The sequence below is a fragment of the Microbacterium sp. USHLN186 genome (assembly GCF_037145155.1).
Classification (GTDB): domain Bacteria; phylum Actinomycetota; class Actinomycetes; order Actinomycetales; family Microbacteriaceae; genus Microbacterium.
Map to the genome: position 1 here is coordinate 466,107 of NZ_JBBCYA010000001.1, position 20,756 is coordinate 486,862.

The 20,756-nt window shown below is 70.6% G+C and carries 22 protein-coding genes; 13 read left to right on the forward strand and 9 right to left on the reverse strand.

Annotation, left to right across the window (positions count from 1 at the left end; genetic code table 11):
* Window positions 1-134: 134 nt before the first annotated feature.
* Window positions 135-1,196, forward strand: a complete 1,062-nt coding sequence (locus WFG93_RS02140) for a PQQ-dependent sugar dehydrogenase (RefSeq protein ID WP_336644666.1) — start codon at window positions 135-137, stop codon at window positions 1,194-1,196.
* Window positions 1,197-1,218: 22 nt separating this feature from the next.
* Here WFG93_RS02140 and WFG93_RS02145 read toward each other — a convergent pair whose 3' ends face one another.
* Both WFG93_RS02145 and WFG93_RS02150 read right to left on the reverse strand, forming a co-directional pair.
* Window positions 1,219-1,590: a hypothetical protein gene (locus WFG93_RS02145; protein WP_336644667.1), complete on the reverse strand. Its 372-nt coding sequence runs from the start codon at window positions 1,588-1,590 to the stop codon at window positions 1,219-1,221.
* Complete coding sequence (locus tag WFG93_RS02150) at window positions 1,587-2,288, reverse strand: acyl-CoA synthetase (protein WP_336644668.1); 702 nt, start codon at window positions 2,286-2,288, stop codon at window positions 1,587-1,589. The genes WFG93_RS02145 and WFG93_RS02150 overlap by 4 nt, the downstream gene beginning before the upstream one ends.
* 184 nt (window positions 2,289-2,472) lie before the next feature.
* Here WFG93_RS02150 and WFG93_RS02155 point away from each other — a divergent pair, with 184 nt between their 5' ends.
* Window positions 2,473-4,218 (forward strand): AMP-binding protein, encoded by a 1,746-nt coding sequence (locus WFG93_RS02155; protein ID WP_336644669.1) that lies wholly within the window; start codon window positions 2,473-2,475, stop codon window positions 4,216-4,218.
* A 15-nt stretch (window positions 4,219-4,233) separates the two neighbouring features.
* On the opposite strand, the gene WFG93_RS02160 is transcribed toward WFG93_RS02155, so the two are convergent.
* The 3 genes from WFG93_RS02160 to WFG93_RS02170 form a co-directional block, all read right to left on the reverse strand.
* Complete coding sequence (locus tag WFG93_RS02160) at window positions 4,234-4,665, reverse strand: hypothetical protein (RefSeq protein WP_336644670.1); 432 nt, start codon at window positions 4,663-4,665, stop codon at window positions 4,234-4,236.
* Window positions 4,666-4,860: 195 nt separating this feature from the next.
* Complete coding sequence (locus WFG93_RS02165) at window positions 4,861-6,348, reverse strand: MATE family efflux transporter (RefSeq protein ID WP_336644671.1); 1,488 nt, start codon at window positions 6,346-6,348, stop codon at window positions 4,861-4,863.
* Between the two features lie 149 nt (window positions 6,349-6,497).
* A complete protein-coding gene (locus WFG93_RS02170) occupies window positions 6,498-6,710 on the reverse strand; it encodes a DUF2188 domain-containing protein (protein ID WP_336644672.1) in 213 nt (70 codons plus the stop codon).
* 145 nt (window positions 6,711-6,855) lie between these two features.
* Between WFG93_RS02170 and WFG93_RS02175 the strand changes: the two genes are divergently transcribed.
* The 4 genes from WFG93_RS02175 to WFG93_RS02190 all read left to right on the forward strand — a co-directional run bounded on the left by WFG93_RS02175 (window position 6,856) and on the right by WFG93_RS02190 (window position 10,241).
* Window positions 6,856-7,839 carry a DNA topoisomerase IB gene (locus WFG93_RS02175; protein ID WP_336644673.1) on the forward strand — a complete coding sequence of 328 codons (984 nt, stop codon included), beginning with the start codon at window positions 6,856-6,858 and terminating at the stop codon, window positions 7,837-7,839.
* Between the two features lie 86 nt (window positions 7,840-7,925).
* Window positions 7,926-8,162 carry a hypothetical protein gene (locus WFG93_RS02180; protein WP_336644674.1) on the forward strand — a complete coding sequence of 79 codons (237 nt, stop codon included), beginning with the start codon at window positions 7,926-7,928 and terminating at the stop codon, window positions 8,160-8,162.
* Window positions 8,149-9,405, forward strand: coding sequence for a baeRF2 domain-containing protein (locus tag WFG93_RS02185; RefSeq protein ID WP_336644675.1), 1,257 nt, complete (start codon window positions 8,149-8,151; stop codon window positions 9,403-9,405). The genes WFG93_RS02180 and WFG93_RS02185 overlap by 14 nt, the downstream gene beginning before the upstream one ends.
* A 38-nt stretch (window positions 9,406-9,443) precedes the next feature.
* Window positions 9,444-10,241 (forward strand): alpha/beta fold hydrolase, encoded by a 798-nt coding sequence (locus tag WFG93_RS02190; RefSeq protein WP_336644676.1) that lies wholly within the window; start codon window positions 9,444-9,446, stop codon window positions 10,239-10,241.
* Between the two features lie 15 nt (window positions 10,242-10,256).
* On the opposite strand, the gene WFG93_RS02195 is transcribed toward WFG93_RS02190, so the two are convergent.
* Window positions 10,257-10,436, reverse strand: coding sequence for a hypothetical protein (locus WFG93_RS02195; protein ID WP_336644677.1), 180 nt, complete (start codon window positions 10,434-10,436; stop codon window positions 10,257-10,259).
* A gap of 99 nt (window positions 10,437-10,535) precedes the next feature.
* On the opposite strand from WFG93_RS02195, the gene WFG93_RS02200 reads away from it, so the two are divergent.
* The 7 genes from WFG93_RS02200 to WFG93_RS02230 all read left to right on the forward strand — a co-directional run bounded on the left by WFG93_RS02200 (window position 10,536) and on the right by WFG93_RS02230 (window position 16,486).
* Window positions 10,536-11,441 carry a J domain-containing protein gene (locus WFG93_RS02200; protein ID WP_336644678.1) on the forward strand — a complete coding sequence of 302 codons (906 nt, stop codon included), beginning with the start codon at window positions 10,536-10,538 and terminating at the stop codon, window positions 11,439-11,441.
* A gap of 26 nt (window positions 11,442-11,467) precedes the next feature.
* Window positions 11,468-12,124, forward strand: a complete 657-nt coding sequence (locus WFG93_RS02205; RefSeq protein WP_336644679.1) for a histidine phosphatase family protein — start codon at window positions 11,468-11,470, stop codon at window positions 12,122-12,124.
* Window positions 12,125-12,140: 16 nt separating this feature from the next.
* Window positions 12,141-13,463: an FAD-dependent oxidoreductase gene (locus WFG93_RS02210; protein ID WP_336644680.1), complete on the forward strand. Its 1,323-nt coding sequence runs from the start codon at window positions 12,141-12,143 to the stop codon at window positions 13,461-13,463.
* A 65-nt stretch (window positions 13,464-13,528) separates the two neighbouring features.
* Window positions 13,529-13,828 (forward strand): DUF427 domain-containing protein, encoded by a 300-nt coding sequence (locus WFG93_RS02215; protein WP_336644681.1) that lies wholly within the window; start codon window positions 13,529-13,531, stop codon window positions 13,826-13,828.
* Window positions 13,829-13,920: 92 nt separating this feature from the next.
* On the forward strand, window positions 13,921-15,108 hold the full coding sequence (locus tag WFG93_RS02220; protein ID WP_336644682.1) for an AI-2E family transporter: 1,188 nt from the start codon (window positions 13,921-13,923) through the stop codon (window positions 15,106-15,108).
* A gap of 67 nt (window positions 15,109-15,175) precedes the next feature.
* Complete coding sequence (locus WFG93_RS02225) at window positions 15,176-15,949, forward strand: alpha/beta fold hydrolase (protein ID WP_336644683.1); 774 nt, start codon at window positions 15,176-15,178, stop codon at window positions 15,947-15,949.
* A 39-nt stretch (window positions 15,950-15,988) separates the two neighbouring features.
* On the forward strand, window positions 15,989-16,486 hold the full coding sequence (locus tag WFG93_RS02230; protein WP_336644684.1) for a DUF427 domain-containing protein: 498 nt from the start codon (window positions 15,989-15,991) through the stop codon (window positions 16,484-16,486).
* 23 nt (window positions 16,487-16,509) lie between these two features.
* Here the strand turns inward: WFG93_RS02230 and WFG93_RS02235 are convergent, their stop codons facing one another.
* The 3 genes from WFG93_RS02235 to rplI form a co-directional block, all read right to left on the reverse strand.
* The gene (locus WFG93_RS02235; protein WP_336644685.1) at window positions 16,510-17,157 is read right to left on the reverse strand and encodes an LON peptidase substrate-binding domain-containing protein; all 648 of its coding nucleotides are present in this window, start codon (window positions 17,155-17,157) and stop codon (window positions 16,510-16,512) included.
* A gap of 50 nt (window positions 17,158-17,207) precedes the next feature.
* Window positions 17,208-19,817: a replicative DNA helicase gene (gene dnaB / locus WFG93_RS02240; protein ID WP_336644686.1), complete on the reverse strand. Its 2,610-nt coding sequence runs from the start codon at window positions 19,815-19,817 to the stop codon at window positions 17,208-17,210.
* Window positions 19,818-20,303: 486 nt separating this feature from the next.
* Window positions 20,304-20,756, reverse strand: a complete 453-nt coding sequence (gene rplI, locus WFG93_RS02245; protein WP_336644687.1) for a 50S ribosomal protein L9 — start codon at window positions 20,754-20,756, stop codon at window positions 20,304-20,306.

Genomic DNA, 20,756 nt, shown 5'->3' on the forward strand with positions numbered 1-20,756 from the left:
CGCGGCGTGCGAGATCGCCGGAACGGCCCGAGAGCGCGGAAGAACGCACTGGATGCCGAAGGCGAAGTGACGGATGCTGGATACCCGTCCCCGTCCGCTCCCCGCTCACCGAGACCGCCGAGAGGAGCCGCCCGATGCACCGCATCATCGCCCTCGTGCTGCTCGGCGCCCTCGGCGCGCTGGCGCTGACCGGATGCGACACCCCGGTCGGCACCGCCAACCCGGAACCGGTCGCGCTCGTCACCGGCCTCGCCGCGCCATGGTCGGTGGTTCGGCTCGACGGAGGCGGCGCGCTGATCTCGCAGCGCGGCGACGGCCGGGTGATCGAGCTGACGGCATCGGGAACTCAGCGCCCCATCGGCACCGTCCCCGGCGTGGTGGCGGGAGGGGAGTCCGGACTCCACGGCCTCGCACTTCACGAGACGGGCGGCATCCGATGGCTGTACGCGTACCACGGCGCCGAAGACGACAACCGCGTGGTGCGGATGCCGCTGAACGGCGCTCCCGGCGCGCTCCTGCTCGACACCGATGGGGTGCAGACGGTGGTCGACGGCATCCCGCGCGCGTCGACGCACGACGGCGGGCGCATCGCGTTCGGCCCCGACGGCATGCTGTACATCGGCACGGGCGATGCGGGTCAGCGCGAACGGGCCAGGGACCCGGGCTACCTGGGCGGCAAGATCCTGCGCGTGACCGAGCTCGGCGATCCGGCTCCGGGCAACCCGTTCGGCACGGTCGTGTACAGCCTGGGCCATCGCAACGTGCAGGGCCTGGCCTGGGACAGCAGAGGAGGGCTCTGGGCGAGCGAGTTCGGCCAGGACACCTGGGACGAGCTGAATCGCATCGAGGCAGGCGGCGACTACGGCTGGCCCGACCATGAAGGCATCGCACGCTCCGGCGACGCGATCGATCCCGTCGCCGTCTGGGCGCCGGCGGATGCGAGTCCCAGCGGCATCGCGATCATCGACGACGTGGTGTACGTCGCGGGCCTGCGCGGCCAGCGCGTCTGGCTGTTCGACACGCGGCATCCGGATGCCGATCCCCAAGCCGTCTACTCCAAGGAGTTCGGGCGTCTGCGCGACGTCATCGCCGGTCCGGAGGGCACCTTCTGGGTGCTGACGAACAACACCGACGGGCGGGGTTCACCGCGGCCGCAGGACGACCGGCTGCTGCAGCTGACGCTGCCCGAGGGCTGAGCGACGTTCGCGGCGAGTGCGCTCAGGGGGCCGGCGCGGCGCCGGTGGGCGGGGTCTCACCGCCGCTGTCGTCCCCGGAAGGCGCCGGATGCTTGTCGTCGTAAAGCACCGGCCGGTCGATGGTCTTGGTCACATCGGCGGGATCGACGGCGAGCATCAGCATCGCCAGGCCCAGCAGGGTCACGATGAACGATGCGCCTCCGATCACCAGCCCGAGGCCGAGGGGGGTGAGTCCCTCGTAAGTGCCCTTCGCGATCGACATGTTCACGCGGTCGGTGAACGCGCCGGTCGAGACGAGCGTCACGACGGTCGCGAAGATGCCGGCGCCCAGGGCGATGCCCACGAGGTGCAGAGGGCGCAGGATCTCCTTGCGCGTCGGCTTCTGGTCGGTCATGCGTCTCCTCCACGCTCGGCCAGGCGGTCGGCTCCGGCATCCGTCTCGTTGTGCTTCTCTGCCTCGGTCGGGGTCGGCACACCGGTGTGCTTCTCCGCGGCCGGCGCGAGGCCCGCGATGCCGAGGAACACCGCCACGACGGCGGCGTAGCCGCCGAACATCCCGACTCCGAGGATGATGCCGGTCAGCGAGAACGCCTGCCCCTCGACCGCGTACTGCTGCACGAATCCGACCGGGATCACCAGCAGCAGCAGAGCCAGCAGCAGGCCCAGCGCTCCGACGGTGATCGCATCGCGCGCCCCATCGGTGCCCCGGGAGCGGATGCCGGCGATGAGCTCGACGAGTCCGGTCAGCGCAGCCCAGGTGATCACGAGCACGAAGAACAACACGTCCGAGCGCCATGCCGGCACGCTCGCCGCCATGCCGAGCACCAGCGAGATCGCGCCCGTCAGGACGAAGGGCCACCGTCGGCCGGACGGCTGCGCGACGACCGCGCCGAGGATGAGCACGAGCGAGGTGACGATCGTGAAGCCGCCGAACACCGACAGCCCGACGGCGGCGGAGTGATCGGGCGAGAACGTGATCATCAGCGCGGCCACGGCGGCCAGCAGGGCGCGCCCCAGCTGCACGGTGCCCGGAGTGAACGAGCGCCCCGGGGACGGGCGGCGCACGACGAGCGGGCGGGAGGCGGCAGGCATGAAGGTCCTCAGATCGGTGACCCGTCCAGTCTACGCCGCGCCACCTTCGCGAAGCCCCGCGACCAGTGGACGTGGAACCGGTCAGCCGGCCCGGTCTGCGGCCCGGTGACATCTGCACTTGTGCAGCGACTCGGCCTCGAGTCGCGTCATCATGGAAGAGCCCGACCGAGCGAAGGAGCTTCCTATGCCGCGCACCGCCACCGCAGCCACCGACGCCGTCCGACGGATGCGCGACTTCCTCTTCGCGCACCGCGACGACTATGACGCAGCGCGAGTGGGATTCGAGTGGCCGCAGCTCGACGAGTTCAACTTCGCGCTGGAGTGGTTCGACGTGATCGCGGCGCAGACCCCCGACCGCCCGGCCGTGCAGATCGTGTCGTCTGACCTGTCCACGCGCTCGTGGACCTACGCGGAACTGGCGGCGCGTTCGGATCAGGTCGCGTGCTGGCTGCGCGATCTGGGCATACGGCGCGGCGACCACCTCATCGTCATGCTCGACAACACGTTCGAGCTGTGGGAGGTCATGCTCGCGATCACGAAGGTCGGCGCGGTCGCCATCCCCACCTCGACGCTGCTGTCGGCCTCCGATCTCGCATACCGCATCACGCACGGCCGGGCGCGCGCCGTCGTCGCGCGCGGCGGACTCGCGGATCGGGTGGCGGATGCCGCTGACGACGCGGGCACCACGCTGATCCGCATTGGCATCGGCGAGGCACCGCACGGATGGCACGACTTCGCCGACTCCGCCGCCGCCGAGTCGACCTTCGAGCCCGACGGGCCGACCCCGGCATCCGACACGGCCCTGCTCTACTTCACCAGCGGCACCACCCGCCGGCCCAAGCTCGTGCAGCACACGCACGTGTCGTACCCGGTCGGTCACCTGTCGACCATGTGGTGGCTGGGTGTGCAGCCCGACGACGTGCACCTGAACATCTCCTCCCCGGGTTGGGGCAAGCACGCGTGGTCGAGCTTCTACGCGCCCTTCCTCGCCGAGGCGACCGTCTTCGTGTACAACTACGACCGCTTCGACGCAGACACGCTCATGCAGGTGATGGACGTGCATCACGTGTCGACCTTCTGCGCTCCCCCGACGGTGTGGCGGATGCTGATCCAGGCCGATCTGTCGCGACTCGCGCACCCGCCCCGCGAGCTCGTGGGCGCCGGTGAGCCGCTGAACCCCGAGGTCATCAGCCGGGTGCGCGAGGCATGGGGTGCGACGATCCGCGACGGCTTCGGACAGACCGAGATGACCGCGTGCATCGGCAACTCTCCCGGTCAGACGGTGAAGGACGGTTCGATGGGCCGGCCGCTGCCCGGGTATCCGGTCGTGCTCCTCGACCCGGTCACCGGCATGCCGACCGAGCGCGAGGGGGAGCTCGCGCTGGATCTGACCGACCCGCCGCTGGGGCTCATGGCCGGCTACTACGACGACCCTGAGAAGACGGCGGAGGCGCGTGCGGGCGGCTTCCACCACACGGGCGACATCGCCGTGCGCGACGAGGACGGATACCTCACCTACATCGGCCGGGCCGACGACGTCTTCAAGGCCTCGGACTACAAGATCTCGCCGTTCGAGCTCGAGTCGGTGCTGCTCGAGCACGACCTCGTCGTCGAGGCGGCCGTGGTGCCCAGCCCCGACCCGACACGGCTCGCGGTGCCGAAGGCTTATGTGTGCCTGCGAGCGGACGCCGCCGTGCTCCTCGAGGCGACGGACGAATCGGATGCCGAGCACCAGGCCGCGTCGCAGATCTTCGCGTTCGCCCGGGAGCGACTCTCATCACACCTGTGGGTGCGCATCATCGAGTTCGTGCCCGAGCTGCCCAAGACGATCTCGGGCAAGATCCGTCGCGTCGAGCTGCGCGCGCGCGAGGCGGAGCGGGCGGCATCCGGCGACGACAGCGCACAGCAGTACGACCGTGACCACCGCTGACCTACCCGGCTGCTGTCAGGAGGCGACGCGCACCGTGTCGGTGACAGGGCGCGGCCGGGCGGCCGGCGAGACGGCGCTGCCCGTCGGGGTCGATTTCGCTGCGACGGTGGGACTCGCCGCAGTCCGATAGGCGGCCGCCGGACGTGCGGCCGGACCGGTATTCACCCGGCGGCGTGCGCGCACAGTGCGTCCCAGCATCCGCGCTGCACCGCCGAGCAGCAGACCGCCAGCCAGAGCTGCCACCGAGACGAACAACGGCGTCCACACCGCGGCGAACGACGCCGAGAGACTCAGCAGCGCGGCCATGATCCACACGCCGGCCGCGCCGCCGGCGAGCCCGGCAGCCCCGCGCGCCAACGCGATGGCGGCAAGCAGCCCGCAGACGGATGCGATCACCGCTCCGGCGACCCCCAACGGCACGAACACCGACGCCAGCGTGTCGGTCACTGCAAGAGTGGACATCGTGAACCCCCCGGTCCTGGCACGCCTGTCCGGCGTGCTCGTGCGGTTCACGTTACGCGCGAAAGCACATCGCGCACCTCCCGCCGCAGAACGATTCGGCATCATCCTCCAGGATGACGTCACGCGGGTTCGGCGCGGGCCGACCAGCCGCGGGCCGACCAGCCGCGGGCCGACCAGCCGTCAGGGCCGGCGGGTCACCTTGGGCAGGCGCAACCGGCTGAGACGCGAAGCGATGACCGGCACGGGTACGGTGAACACGGCATCCACCGTGTGCGAGCCGTCGGCCGGCCCGATCACGGGGATCGGCGTGGTCAGCGTCGTCTCGATGGGCTCGATCGGCATCCGGGCGAACTCGCGGTGGGCGGCCACGTACGCGGGCACCAGCAGCGCAACGGCGCCCAGCCAGGCCAGCGGGTTGCTCATCGCCACCCCGGCGAAGCCCCACACCGAGGCGAGCACGAGGGCGCCGACCACGCGCGCGACCAGCTCGATCAGCCCGGTCACCGTGGGCACCAGGACGCGACCCACCCCCTGCAGCACGCCGCGCACCACGAACAGCACGCCCAGCAGGGAGTAAGTGACGCCGTTGATGATGAGCATCAGGTGCGCGCTCTCGACGACCCCGTCCGCGCTGTCGCCGACGAACAGGCGCACCACCGCCGCACCGAAGCAGATCATGATCGCGCCCAGCACGAGCGAGGCCATCAGCGCCATCCACAGTGCCTGTACCGTGCCGCGGCGGATGCGGTCGGGCCGGCGCGCGCCGAGATTCTGCGCGGCGTACATCGAGGCCGCGAGCCCGAGCGAGGCGAGCAGCGCGATCGCCAGTCCGTCGATGCGCGAGGCAGCGGTGTAGGCGGCGACCGCCTCTGCACCGAGGGTGTTCAGCGCGACCTGCACCGCCAGCGTGCCGATCGCGATGATCGACGCCTGGAAGCCCATCGGCAGCCCCAGCCGCAGGTGCTCGAGCATGTCGGCGCGGCTGATCCGCCAGTCATCACGGTGCACATGCAGAACCGGCAGCCGGCGCCAGAGGTAGCCCAGGCACAGCAGCACCGAGATCGCCTGCGCGGTCACCGTGGCCAGCGCCGCACCGCCCACGCCCCACCCGAGCGGACCCACCATGACGATGACGAGAGCGACGTTGAGCCCGCACGAGATCGTGAGGAACACGAGCGGCGTGGTCGAGTCGCCGACGGAGCGGATGATCGCGGCGAGGTAGTTGAAGAACATGATCGTGCTGCCGCCGATGAAGGTCACCTGCGTGAAGGTGGTCGCCTCGGCCAGCAGCTCGCTCGGCGTCTGCAGCAACTCGAGGAACGGGCGTGCGATGAGCGGCCCGAGCACGGTGAGGATCACGCTCGTGGCCGCGGTGAGCAGGGTCCCGGTCGCCACCGAGCGGCTGACTCCGCGCGCATCGCCCGCCCCGAACGCCTGTGCGGTGGGGATCGCGAAGCCGCTGGCCAGACCCCAGGCGAAGCCGATGATGAGGAAGATCAGGCTGCCCGTCGCGCCGACAGCGGCGAGCGAGTCCACCCCGAGCTGACGGCCGACGACGATCGTGTCGACGAACTGGTACAGCTGCTGGACGACATTGCCGATGAGCAGCGGCACGGAGAAGAGCAGGATGACGCGCCACGGGCGGCCGGTGGTGAGGTTGGTGGCCATGAGGATCCGAGAAGAGGGGTGAGCGGGGGATGCCGGGGTTCGCCCGGAAGACGTCGGCGGCCCCGTGACTCTCCGTCACGGCGCCGCTTCCCATCATTCTATCGAATCGTTTCGGTGACCCCGGACAGAATCGAGGTCCACCTCGGCGCTCAGGCGCCGTCGGGGTTCTGCTCGTCCGTGACGACGCCGGTCGGCGCGGCCTCGCGCACCGAGTGCCGCGTGCCGTTCTCGGCGGCGCGTCGGCGGCCCTCCTCCACCGCCTCCTCCTTCGAGGCGTATCCCTGCGAGAGCTGCTCCTCCCCCTCGACCCGGTTCACCCACTGCCCGTTCTTCGAGAGCGTCTCGATGTCGCCGTGTGCCATCTCGCATCCCTTTCTCTGCCGATTCCAGCCGACCGCGCGGTGTGCGGTGCGCGGTGCGCGGTGCGATGCACGGCAGGGTAGCGCTCGGGGCATCCGGGGGTGCAGGGCCTTGCGCTCCCGGTCCACGGCCGGTAATCCCGAGAGCATGATTCGTCTGCGTCGAAGCGATCCGCGCTCCCCCGGCATCCGGCGAGTGCGGCACGGGCGCGGCTACCGCTACCTCGGCCCCGACGGGGCGGCGGTCGACGACCCGGAGCTGCTGCACCGGCTGCGCGCCCTGGTCGTGCCGCCGGCGTGGACCGACGTGTGGATGTGCCCCTACGCCAACGGGCACATCCTCGCCACCGGGATGGATGCCGCCGGACGCCGGCAGTACATCTATCACCCCGCCTGGCACGAGCGGATGGCCCGTGAGAAGTTCGATCGCATGCTGCAGCTCGCGACCGTGCTGCCCACGGCCCGCGCGGGCGTGACGCGGGATCTGCGCGCCGAGGGCTACGGACGCCCGCGCGTGCTCGCCGGCGCCTTCCGGATGCTGGATTCGGCACTGCTGCGAGTGGGCTCCGAGCAGTACGCCCGCGCGCACGGCAGCATCGGCCTGGTCACGCTGCGCGGGTCGCACGCCCGGGTGCGTGCGGGCCGGGTGGTCGAGCTGCGCTTCCCCGGCAAGAGCGGTCAGCCCTGGGAGTCGGAGGTCGACGACGTCGACCTCGCCGCCCTCGTCTCGGGGCTCAAGCGCCGCGGTGGCAATGCGCTGCTGCTGAGCTGGCAGGACTTCTCACCGCGCAGCGGAGCGGCGCGATGGCATCCGCTGCGCGCGGCGGACATCAACCACGACGTGCGCGAACGCACCGGCGGCGACTTCACCGCGAAGGATTTCCGCACACTGCACGGCACGATCGCGGCAGCCGTCGCCCTGGCGGAGATCGGCGTGCGACCCACCGCGACAGCGCGTTCACGTGCTGCCGCCCAGGCTGTGCGCGCGGCGGCATCCGCCCTGGGCAACACTCCGGCCGTCGCCCGCGCGAGCTACGTCGACCCGCGGGTGTTCGACCTCTACGACGAGGGCCTGCTCGTCGACCCCGACCGGCGGGTCGAGGGGCAGCTGGTCGAGCTGCTCGGCGAGTGATCGTGGCCGGCGGCGCTGTCAACCCGGTGTGCCCGCCGGACTGAGTCGCCTATCGTCACTCGGACGCAATCGGCGAAGGAGGAGAGATGAGCGACGCACAACGCGGCAACTCGAAACACGGTCCGAATCTCGACGATCAGCTCGAGCAGGAGACCCGCGGCATGGTGCAGGGTCATGGTGCCCCGCACGCCGAGCCGTTCCGCGAGACCGAGCCGCTGCCCGACGACACCGACTCCGCGGAGGTGCAGGAGGCCTTCGAGCGCGAGGATCCGGATGCCGGCGACGGCCCGATCAGCGGAGGAGTCGACGATGCGCACAGCTGAGCTGAAGGGACTGCTGTCGCAGCCCGGACCCTGGACCTGGCTGTACACCGACGGCCCGACCGGCGAACCGGAAGGCGCCGTGGAGAGCCGGATGAACTCGCTGACCGACCGGCTCACCGCCGACGGAGTGCCGTCCGCGGACGCCGACGCGGCCGTGGCCGCGGTGAGCGCGGACGACTCGACCCCCGCGCCCTCGACGCGCTGGCTGCTGGTGCGCGACGGAGACGTCGTGCTGGATGAGACGTTCGCCACAGCGCGGGTGGGCGAGGAGCAGTACGGGCACGGCGACTTCCCTGCGATTCTGCCGCTGCTGCGCCATCTCGCCGCGGAATGCCGCATCCTGATCGTGGAGACCGGCCGCGACGGCGCCCGGCTCACGGATGCCGTCATCGGGCAGTCCGCGCCCGAGGCGACGCAGACGATCGACGGCGAGGATCAGCAGATCACCAAGGTGCAGGCCGGCGGCTGGTCGCAGGCGCGCTACCAGCGTCATGCCGAGGAGGTCTGGCAGCACAACCAGTCGGAGGTGGCGGACGCGGTCGATCGGATCGTGCGCGAGCGCCGGCCCGAGCACCTCTTCCTCACGGGCGACGTGCGCGCGCGGCAGCTGCTGCGCGAGCGGATCAGCGCCGAGGCGGGTGCACTGGTGGTCGAAGTGGACTCCGACACCCGCGCGGCCGGAGCCGACGACACGGCCCTGCGGGACGCGATCGCGCGGACGCTCGCGTCCGCGCGACAGGCTCGGCTCGAGACCACTCGCGATCGTGCGGCGGCCGGCGCCGGTCGCGCGGGCGCGACCGGCATGTCGGATGTGGTCGCGGCGCTGCAGCAGGCGCAGGTCGACACGCTCGTGCTCGACCCGCGGATGACGGATGCCGGCAGCACCCTGCTCGCGCTGCGCACCGACCCCTGGATCGCCATCAGCGAGGCCGATGCCTACGGTGTGGAGGGCACAACGCTGTCGGCGGTGGAGGCACTTGCGCGCGCGGCCGTGCTCACGGATGCCCAGGTGCTGTTCGACGAGGACGACCTGGACGAGGATGAGGCGCGCCCGCAGCGGCCCACCGTACAGCCGGTCGCCGCGTTGCGCTGGCAGCAGGACCCGAGCAGCGACGCCGAATCGGGGGGTCATCTGGACGCGGCCACCGGGCATCCCAGTCAGGCGGAGGGTGAGGATCCCGACGACGGCCCGAAGCGCGAGGATCCGGCCGTGCCGGGACATCCGTCGCCCGCGGAGGGCTGAGCGGACGCCGCACCTGCGCGGAGGAGCATGATGGAGGTGTGGTCACCCTTCTCTCCGCGTTGACGGACCTGCCTCAGCCCCAGTACGTCGAGGTCGGTGAGGGCGTCGCGCTCGCCACGTATTCGTGGGGCGAGCTCGACGCCCCCGCCGTCGTACTCGTGCACGGCTTCGCCTCGAGTACCGCCGACACCTGGGTGCACACCGGATGGGTGCGGATGCTTGAGCGCGAGGGCTTCCGCATCCTCGGCATCGATCAGCGCGGGCACGGCGCGAGCCAGAAGCCGCACGACCCAGCCGGCTATGCCGTGCGGAGCCTGGCCCGCGATGTGGAGACGGTGCTCGACACGTTCCTCATCGATGAGGCCCGCTACGCCGGGTACTCCCTCGGGGCGCGAGTGGGCTGGCAGGTGGCGCAGGATCTCGGGGACCGGGTCACACGTGCCGTGCTGGGCGGCGTGCCGGACGGCATCCCGCTCGATCGCCTCGACATCGAGCAGGTGCGCCGCTACGCCGACGACGGCACCGCGGTCACCGACCCCGTCACGCAGAACTACATCGCCCTGGCCGAGCGCGTACCGGGAAACGACCTGCATGCGCTGCTCGCGCTGGCGAAGGGCATGCGGGATTCCCGCTCGATCGATCCCGATCCCGCCCACGCACCGCAGCAGCCGGTGATGTTCGCCACCGGATCGGCGGATGCCGTGCTCGAGGGCTCGCGGCGTCTGGCAGCCGCTGCCCCGCAGTCGACGTTCTTCGAGATCCCCGGCCGTCACCACTTCAACGCCCCCGGTTCGAAGGCGTTCCGTCTCGCCGCCCTGGAGTTCCTCCAGGGCTGAGCCGGATGCGGTCCGTCAGTCGCGCGACTTGGCGAGCAGCCCGCGGATGACCCCGAACACGACCAGGGCCACCACGGCCACGACCGCGAGCTTGGCGATGAACCAGAGCACCGAGAACAGTGCGCTCACCAGCCACCAGGCGATGAGAACCGAGACGACCACTCCGACGATGGTCCAGATCGTGCTCTTCGTCATGTCTTCAGCCTACGACAGGCCTGAAGCAGCCTCCGCGCGCGTCTACGCTGGGGAAGCCGGCCGCACTGACCGGTCGAACCGGCCTGGCGGAGGAGCCTGATGTTCGACGGCCCGCTCTCGGCATCCGCGTATGAGCTGCTCGGCGTCGCGCCCAGCGCGACCGACGACGACCTGCGCCGGGCATACCGGCTGCGGCTGCGGCAGACGCACCCGGACACCGGCGGCGACGCGACGATGTTCGTCCGCGTGCAGCGGGCGTGGGAGATGGTAGGCACGCCGCAGGCGCGGTCGGCATACGACCGCGGCCGCACAGGCCACTCGTGGGCGGCGAGCTCAGCGACGCCGGGTGCAACCGGCACCCGGCCCCGTGGCCGCTCGTTCGGGCAGGCCGGCGCCTGGCGGCGGTCGCGCTACCGCGAGCTGCTCGCCGCGGAGCTCGGTCATCCCGTGACGGATGCCGCGGCGTATGACCCCCTCGTGGTGCGAGCGGCCTCGTGGGAGGCCCGCCGCATGCTGGCCGATGCGCTCGCGGAGGAGGCCACCGCCGCCGCCGTCGACGAGCTGGGCATCGGGTTCACCGCGTGGCACGACGTGGCCCTCGGAGACGACGAGGCGGACAAGCTCGATCACGTGGTGCTCGCGCCCAGCGGGCTCTACGGGCTCCTCTCCGAGGATTTCGGTGCGCCGGTGCGCTTCCGTCAGGGCGAGGTGATCGGCGTCGGCGACGCCGCGCCCATCGCGGCCCTGCTGAGCCGCATGCGCCGCGTGGCGCGCAGCGCACGGGTGCGATTCGGCGGCGGCATCCTCATCCTTCCCGACGACGCTCTCGACGACGCCGTCACGCCACTGGGCGGCATCCGGGGTGTGCCGGTGGTGGTGGTGCGCCGCAGTGCACTGCGGCTTGTGCTGCGCACGGGAGTGCCCGGCGCGCGAGTGCTGGGCGGCAACGAGGCGTTCGACGTGCGCAGCCGACTCATCCACAGCGTGCGCGTGCTGGTGCCGTGAGCGGGCGCCACGGGTAGCGTGAGATCGTGGATGCCACCGACCCGCTGCCCGATCGCCCCGCCCCCGACGCGCCCCGCGGCAAGCTCGTGCTGCTGCGCCACGGCGAGACCGAATGGTCGCGCACCGGCCGTCACACCGGGCTCACCGACATCCCGCTGACCGCGCACGGCGAGGAGCTCGCACGCGCTGCCGGAGAGCTGGTGCGCGACTACGACTTCCAGCTGGTGCTGACCTCGCCGTTGCAGCGGGCACGGCGCACAGCTGAGCTGGCCGGGCTGGATGCCGCGATCGACCCGCTGCTGGTGGAATGGGACTACGGCGGATACGAGGGCCGCACCACGAAAGAGATCCGCGCCGAGCTCGGCTACAACTGGACCGCCTTCGCGCACGGCGTGGTGCGAGGCGAGACACCGGGCGAGACGGTGGAAGAGGTCGCCGCGCGGGCCTCCCGCGTGCTGACCCGCGTGCTGCCGGCGATGGCATCGGGGGATGTTGCACTCGTCGCGCACGGCCACTATCTGCGGATCCTCACCGCCGTGTTCCTGCGGCAGGCGCCGCGGTTCGCCGCGTCGATCTCGCTCGATGCGGGGTCGGTGTCGGTGCTGGGCTTCGCCCGGGAGTCGCCGGCGATCCTGGCCTGGAACCACGGCCCGCAGCTGCCGATGGAGCCGGCGGAATCCTGAACCTGGAAAGGCGAGCATGACCGGTACAGCGCAGCACGACGTCCTCGTCATCGGGGCGGGCCTGGCCGGCCTGCGGGCCGCGATCGTGCTCGCGGAGGCCGGTCGCGACGTGCAGGTGCTGGAGGCTTCCGACGCCGTCGGCGGCCGGCAGCGCACGGACCTCATCGACGGGTTCCGGCTCGATCGCGGGTTCCACGTGCTCAATCCCGCCTACCGGTCGGTGCGGCGCGGGGCGGATGTCCGGCAGCTGAGGCTGCAGACGTTCCCGGTCGGTGTGCAGGTGCGCCGGGGTTCCACGTGGGAATCGGATGCCGCTGACACGAGCCGGTTGGTGACGCTCGCCGACCCTCGCCGGCAACCCCTCTCGCTCCTGGCGAGCCTGCGCAGCGGGCTGCTCGACCCGCCGGAACTGCTCGGGCTGGCTCGCTGGGCGATGCCGGCGCTGCTCGCGCCGCGTGCGCTGCGCAAGCGCGCGGCTGCCGGGTCGGATCGCACGCTCCGCCAGGCCTGGGACGAGCTCGGCCTGCGCGGTCCGCTGCGCACCGAGGTGCTGGAGCCCTTCCTCAGCGGCGTGCTCGCCGACGGACGCTTCGACACCTCCGACGCGTACGTGCGCTGGCTGGTGCGGCTGTTCGCCCTCGGCACGCCTGGGCTGCCCGTCGAGGGCATCCAGGCGCTGCCCGAGCAGCTGGCCGCGAGGGCGCGCTCCGCGGGCGCGCGCATCCTCCTCGGCCATCGTGTCACCCGCCTGCGCACGGACTCCGGCCGGGTGGAGGTGGAAGTGGCGGATGCCGATGCGGCGAGCGCCGCGGCCGTCGTGGTCGCCGTGGGTGCGGAGCACCTGACCGGGCTGACGGCGCTTGCCGCGCCCGCGACGCGCGGTCTGCAGACGTGGTGGTTCGCACCGACCGACCCGCCGTCGCCGTCGGGCATGCTCGCCGTCGACGGGCGGCGGCGTGGCCCGATCGTGAACACCGCGGTGATCTCGCACGCCGCGCCCAGCTATGCGCCCGCCGGCCGCCACCTGGTGCAGGCCACCTGCCTGCTCCCCACGGACGGCGAGCATGCCGAGGGCGAGGTACGCCGGCAGCTCGGGGAGATCTGGGGCGCGGATGCCACCCGCTGGCCCCTGCTGCGCCGCGACGACATCCGGCACGCCCTGCCTGCTCAGCACCCGCCGCTGCGGCCGGCACCGGCACGGGCTGGTGCCCGCATGTACGTCGCGGGCGATCACCGCCAGAGCCCCTCCATCGAGGGCGCGCTGGTGTCGGGCGAGCGCGCGGCGCGCATCCTGCTGGCCGACCGAGCCGCTCTGTCGCGTCGGCATGATGCGGCGTAGCGTGGCCTGACCGGCACTCGTACGGCGGCCGGCCGCCGTACGGCCGGCAGAGGATCGGAGACGATATGAGAGCGAAGCTGGGCGACGCGGTGGTCGCAGAGGCCGCGGACGACGACATCATCCGCATCGAAGGGAACGCATACTTCCCGCCCGATTCGATCGGCGCCGGCGTGCTCTCCGAGAGCCCCACGCCGTACACCTGTCCGTGGAAGGGCGAGTGCCAGTACTACGACCTCTCCGCGGGTGGAGAGACGATGAAGGACGGCGCGTGGGCCTACCCGCACCCGTATCCGTCGGCATTCGACCGGGTGGGCAAGGACTTCTCCGGCTACGTCGCGTTCTCGCCCGGCGTGCGCGTGGAATGACCCGGCTCGACGGCAACCTTGGCAGTGTGCCGCACGTGCGACCCGCGGTCAACCACTCGCCACGTGTCACGAGCGGCGCCTAGGCTCACGGAATGGCCCTGTTCCGCAGCGATCGCCCTCAGCGCGTCCACCTCGACCAGACCACGATCGAGCCGCGCGCGACCCGGGCGCCGTGGAGCCTGTGGGCCGACGGGTTCGGTCGACTCGGCATCCGCGCGATCCAGATCATCGTCGTCGTCGCCCTCGCGGCGGGCATTTTCTTCGTCATTCAGTCGCTCACTCTGGTGACCATCCCGCTCGCGATCGCCCTGATCCTGGCCTGCGCCTTCGCACCCGCGATGAACTGGCTGCGCCGGCATCACGTCGCCGATCTGCTCGCCACCGCCATCACTCTGCTGGCCATCGTCGTCGTGCTGGGCGGGGCGAGCTGGCTGATCGTCTGGGCCGTGCGCAACCAGTGGGACGACCTGTACACCCAGGCGCAGCAGGGCATCGACCATCTCGTCGACTGGGTGAACACGCTGCCGTTCACCGTGTTCAGCTCGGACCAGGTCAAGGAGTGGACAGACACGCTCGCGGACTTCGTCACCAGCGCCCAATTCGGTTCCGGTGCGCTGGCGGGCGTGAGCGCGGTCGCGAGCTTCGTGACCGGCCTGGTGCTGCTGGTGACCATCCTGTTCTTCTTCCTCAAGGACGGGCCGCAGATGTGGGAGTTCCTGCTGCGGCCGTTCCACGGCGAGGGCGAGCGCCGCGCACGCCGGATCGGGCACAAGACCGTCGGCGTGCTCGGATCGTATGTGCGAGGGACGGCGACGGTCGCGCTGGTGGATGCCGTCGGCATCCTCATCGGCCTGCTCATCCTGCAGGTGCCGCTGGCGATCCCCCTCGCGGTGCTGGTGTTCTTGCTGGCGTTCATCCCGATCGTCGGTGCGACCCTCGCGGGGGTGCTCGCCGCACTGGTCGCCCTGGTCGCGAACGGATGGGTGAGCGCCCTGCTCGTCGTCGGGGTGGTCGTGCTCGTCAACCAGCTGGAGGGCAACCTGCTGCAGCCGTTCCTGATGGGGCGCACGATGAAGCTGCACGCGTTCGTCATCCTGGTGGCTCTGGCCGTCGGCACCGCGCTGAGCGGTCTGATCGGCGCCGTGCTCGCGGTGCCGATCACGGCCGCGGTGTGGGGCATCATCCAGGTGTGGGACGGCCCGAATCTGCCGGCGAAGTGGGCGCGACGCAAGCCGCGAGAGCGCTCCGTCGGCGAGAGCACCGCCGTCGACGTCGCCTGAGCTCTTTGACGCTGCCATCGGCGAATACCCGTCGCGCTGACGGCGTGAGGGTGGTTGCATGGGCGTCATGAGCACCGCGACCTCCGCTGACGGAACCGAGATCTCCTTCACCACGACCGGGGCGGGTCCCGCCGTCGTGATCGTGAACGGCGCGCTGTCGACCGCAGCCGATGCCGGCCCGCTGGCCGAGGCGCTCGCGGAGGCGGGCTTCCGTGCAGTGGCATGGGACCGCCGGGCTCGAGGCGCCAGCGGCGACCGATCAGGTTCGGCGCCGGCTGACGAGGCCGATGACCTCGCCGCCGTCATCGCGGCGGTCGGCAGTGCGGATGCCGTACTCGGCCACTCCTCGGGGGCGATCCTCGCCCTGTTCGCAGCGTCGCGCGGCGTGCCGACCGGAAAGCTGTTCCTGTCCGAGCCGCCGATCGACTTCGAGGCACAGGGGTGGGGCGAGGAGCTGCCGCGACGGCTGCAGGAGCTGGTCGACGCGGAGCGGCTCGAGGATGCCATCGCCATGTTCCAGCGCGACGCCGTGGGGCTGCCGGCCGAGATGATCGAGGCGGGTCGCTCGAGCGGTCAGCTGGCCGCCCTCGCCCCGCTCGCCCAGTCGACGGTCTACGACGCGCGGCTGACCCTGCGCTACCGGCATCCGGATGCCGCACTCCTGAACGTGGATGCGCCGGTGACCGTGCTGCGCGGTGCGCAGACCTTCCCGTTCCTCATCGACTCGTCCGACCGGCTCGCTCAGGCGATCGACGGCGCGGAGCTGGTGATCGTGCCGGAGTCGGTCATGCATCGCCCCGACCCGGCTGCGACGGCGCGCGTCGTCGCGGACCGCGTCTGACTCGGATCCTCGAGCCTCGGGGCGGAGTACTCTCGCGGTATGCGAAGGCCTCAGCCTGACCCCATCGGCCCCGGCGAGGAGTCGGTGTGGGATTACCCGCGCCCTCCGAAGGTCGAGCAGGTGCCCGAGCGCGTCACGATCCGCCTCGGCGGGATGCAGATCGCGGACACCACGGATGCCGTGCGCGTGCTGGAGACGAGCCACCCGCCCGTCTACTACCTGCCCATCGGCTCATTCGTCGACGGAGCGCTCATTCCTGCGGAGGGTTCGTCCTTCTGTGAGTTCAAAGGCGAGGCGGCGTACTTCGACGTCCGCGGCGGCGAGCGCGTCGTTCGCGCTGCCGCGTGGACGTATCCACATCCTGCACGTGGCTTCGAGAGCCTCGCGGGACGCGTGGCGGTGTACGCCGCCGAGATGGATGCGTGCACCGTCGGCGACGAGCAGGTCACGCCGCAGCCGGGTCGGTTCTACGGCGGATGGATCACATCCCGAATCCGTGGCCCGTTCAAGGGCGAGCCGGGTTCGATGGGCTGGTGAGACGCCGACTCAGAGACGCTGGCTCAGGCGCTAGGTCCGGGCTGGCCGCGCTCGCCGCCGTCGCCGAATGTCGCGGCGAGGACCTCCTCGGCCTCGAGCGTGAGGTCGATGAGCCGAGCGAGCAGTCCGCCGAGAGAGGTGGCGCGAAGCAGTTCGAGCTGATCGATGGGGCCGAGCGGCGAGATCGCGGCGAGTTGCCACGACGACTCCAGCGGGTCATCCGAGATCTCGATGTTCGGGTCCCATCGCGCCCCGGAGGTCAGCGCCGTCCGCGTGAGCACGCGGCGGACATGCCTCTCGGCTTCCTCCCGCAGCGGCGCGAGCGCTGGGTCCCAGGTCAGCTCCGCGACGGGGTGCACCTCGGCGGTGGGATAGGGCTCGTCGTCCCACCAGGCGCCCACTTCGATACGCTCTCCGCCCACGACGAGCAGTTCGATGTCGCGCTCGGTCGCTGCCACTTCGACGATGCGCGCCATGGTGCCGGTCGGGAATCGGGTGTCCCCTCCCCCGGCCTCCGACCCGCGTTCGATGAGCACCACCCCGAAGGACGGGCTCTCCGCATCGAGGCACCTGCCCAGCATCTTGAGGTAGCGCTCCTCGAAGACGCGCAGCGCCAGAGGCGTGTGCGGGAACAGCACCGTTCCGAGGGGGAACATCGCAGTGGCTGCCATCGCCCCAGTCAACCACTGCCAACAGCCGCTGTCACCGGCAGGCGCTGCCGCTAGTTGAAGTCGCCGCCCCCGCCACCGAAGTCACCGGGTGCCATGTCCATGAACCGCGAGTAATGACCCTGGAAGGCGACGGTGATCGTCGCGGTGGGTCCGTTTCGGTGCTTGGCGACGATCAGGTCGGCCTCGCCGGGCCGGATGTCCTTGTCATATGCGGCCTCGCGGTGCAGCAGGATCACCATGTCGGCGTCCTGCTCGATCGATCCGGACTCACGCAGGTCGCTGATCGCGGGCTTCTTGTCCGAGCGCTGCTCGGCGCCACGGTTCAGCTGCGACAGCGCGATCACCGGCACCTGCAGCTCCTTGGCGAGCAGCTTGAGGGCACGGGAGAACTCCGAGACCTCCTGCTGACGCGACTCGACGCGCTTACCGCTCGTCATCAGCTGCAGGTAGTCGATGACCACCAGCCGCAGTCCGGAGCGCTGCTTGAGCCGACGGCACTTGGCGCGGATCTCGACCAGGGTCATGTTGGGGCTGTCGTCGATGTACAGCGGGGCGTCGTTGATGCGGCCGCGAGTCGCGGCGACGGTGGTCCAGTCGCGCGGGTCGAGCGTGCCCTTGCGCATGTTCTGCAGGGGGATCGCGCCTTCGGCGCTGAGCAGACGCATCGCGATCTCGCTCTTGCCCATCTCGAGCGAGAAGAAGATCGACGGCTCGTTGTGGCCGATCGCGGCGGCGCGCGCGAAATCCAGAGCCAGCGTCGAGTTGTGGGTCGGGATCATCGACTCGCCGGCGAGGTACAGGTGCTCGGCGTTGTCGACCTGCACGCATCGCACCGGCACGCTGGCGATCGGACGAACCGCCTTCACGTAGCGGCGCCCGATGCGGGCGACGCTGACCGGCCGCTCCTGCTCGTGCAGCCGGCGCTTGCGCTCGAGGCGGAACACGTCATCCACGGTGGAGAAGTTGAGGATGTGGCACGTGGACGACTCCTCAGACCGCCCGGCGACGCGCTTGGTCGTGCGGCCGCACTTGTATCCCAGGCTCACGATCAGCTCGTACACGCTGTCGGCCAGCCGCTGGTTCGTCACCGCGAACTGGCACGAGCCGACGCCGCGGACGACCGTCCCGTCGGTGTCCATCAGACCGGCGAGCAGTTCCCGACGCTGGCTGGCGGAGGCGCGCAGGTACTGCGCGGGCACATGCTTGTCGCCCAGCACGCCGAGCCCGCGCAGCAGGGCCGTGAACGACCCGTGGTCGCGATAGCAGTCCGCGCACCGCTGCGCCTCCCCCGAGAACGGCGAACCGCAGTCAGGACAGCTCAGACGCTCGGGGTGAGCGCCCTTGTTCTTGGGCCCGCAGGTGCGCCCACAGGTGCGCACGTGCGGATGACGAGCAGTGAAGGGTGTGCCGCACACCTCGCAGTCGCGCACGAGGGTCTGGGTCGAAAGCTTCAACGCGTAGAGCATGTTGCCGCGCGCTTCGGCGCGGATGCCCTTTGCCGCGATGAGTCCGGGGATCTCCTCGGTCTCGCTGGTCAGGCGCGCGCCGTCGCTGTGACCGTCGCCGAGCCAGGCGCCCAGCACGTACGGAGGAATGGGCAGCTCGGCATCGGGGGCGCGCAGTGCCGCCGCGTTCTGCACGGAGTGGTTGGCCCGCCCGTCTGCGCCCACCGTCAGCGTTTCACGGATCTGCTCTGTGGTGACCGTCACCGAACCGCCGGCCGGCGAGCGACGCGTGGCGCGCGTCTCGGTCACCCACTGGTGCTGTGCATCGGCGACGACGACCGAACCGTCCGAGAACTCGATCTCGTAGCACGGGCGGTCGATCAGGACCTCTGTGGCTGCGACCACTCGGGTGGGACGGCCGTGCGCGTCGTACAGCTCGTCGCCGACCCGCACGGCGCCCATCGTGGTCCACCCGGTCGGGGTGGGCAGCGGCGTGTCGAGCGCCAGCGCCTTGCCCATCGCGGGTCGCGCCGCCACGACGATCATCTGACCGCCATGCAGGCCGTTGGTGAGTTCGTCGAGCTCGCGGAAGCCGGTGGGGATGCCGGTCATCGTGCCATCTCGCCCGTTCGCCGCCTCGATCTCCTCGACAGCAGCGTCGACGGCGACCGTCAGCGGCACGTAGTCCTCGGCGGTCTCGGATCCGGTGACCGAGTAGATCTCTGCCTGCGCGTTGTTGACGATGTCGGCCGCGTCGCCCTCGCCTGCGTAGCCGAGTTGCACGATGCGGGTGCCGGCGTCGACGAGGCGGCGCAGGATGGCGCGCTCCGAGACGATGCCCGCGTAGTAGCCGGCGTTGGCTGCCGTTGGCACGATCGAGGTGAGCGTGTGCAGATAATCGGCGCCGCCGGCGCGACCGAGCTCACCGGTCTTGATCAGCTCATCGGTGACCGCCACGACGTCGGTCGGCTCGCCGTGCGAATACAGCGACAGGATCGCCTCGAAGATGAGCTCGTGCTTGGGCACGTAGAAGTCGGCGCCCTTGAGGGTCTCGATCACATCGGCGACGGCATCCTTCGAGAGCAGCATGCCGCCCAGGGCGCTCTGCTCCGCGAGCAGATCGTGCGGCGGAGTGCGCTCGGGCCCGCGTGAGCCCCCTAGACGCTCGTCCGAGATATCTGCGATCGACACCGTGCTCCTCCCCGGCCGGTGCACTGCGGTCCGGCCCCGCGACCGGGTGGGTCATCGGCCGCTGACAGCATTCGAGCACGCGTCACCGACATCCGGTCTCCCTAAAGCTAGGAGCGCGACTATCCCCACGCAAACGCCCTTGTGGATAACTCTGTGGAGAGTGTGCGGAGAACGTCCGCGAGTCTGTGCAGAACACCTGTGGAGAACTCGGTGGAGAGATCAGCGCCCAAACATTTTTTTACCGCTTGGCCTGGTTTTCTTCTCTTCCCCACCCTGTGGATGAGAATCGACCTCAAGGCCAGATTGAAGGTTGGTGGTGTGTGCGATCGCATGTGAAGAACTTGGGGAAAGTCAAGTGAGAAATCCCCCGGGCGCGGCGCACAAGTCCCTGAACTTCGAGCGGCGAAACTACAGGGATGAGAGGGGTGACGTCGGCGATCTCCGCGCCGGAGCGAAACGCAGCGGGCCCCCGGCATCCGGAGATGTCGGGGGCCCGCTGATGTGATGCGATTACTTCGCGGCGATCACCTGAAGCGTGATCACGGCGGTGACGTCGTCGTGCAGACGAACGGTCGCCTCGTGCTCACCCGTGGTCTTGATCGGGTTGGCGAAGTGCACCTTGCGCTTGTCGATCGAGCCGAGGCCCTCCGCGGCGACGGCGTCGGCCACATCGGCCGTCTTAACCGAGCCGAACAGACGACCCTCGGCGCCGGCCTTGACGGTCAGGCGCACCTTGGTGCCCTCGAGCTTGTTCTTGAGTGCGGTCGCCTCGTCGAGGTCGTGGATCTGGCGCGCCTTGCGGGCTGCCTGGATCGACTCGACCTGCTTCTGGCCACCGCGGGTCCACGCGACTGCGAAGCCCTTGGGGAGGAGGTAGTTGCGGGCGTACCCGTTCTTGACCTCGATCACGTCACCGGCGCTTCCGAGCCCGGCGACCTCGTTCGTGAGAATCAGCTTTGCCAT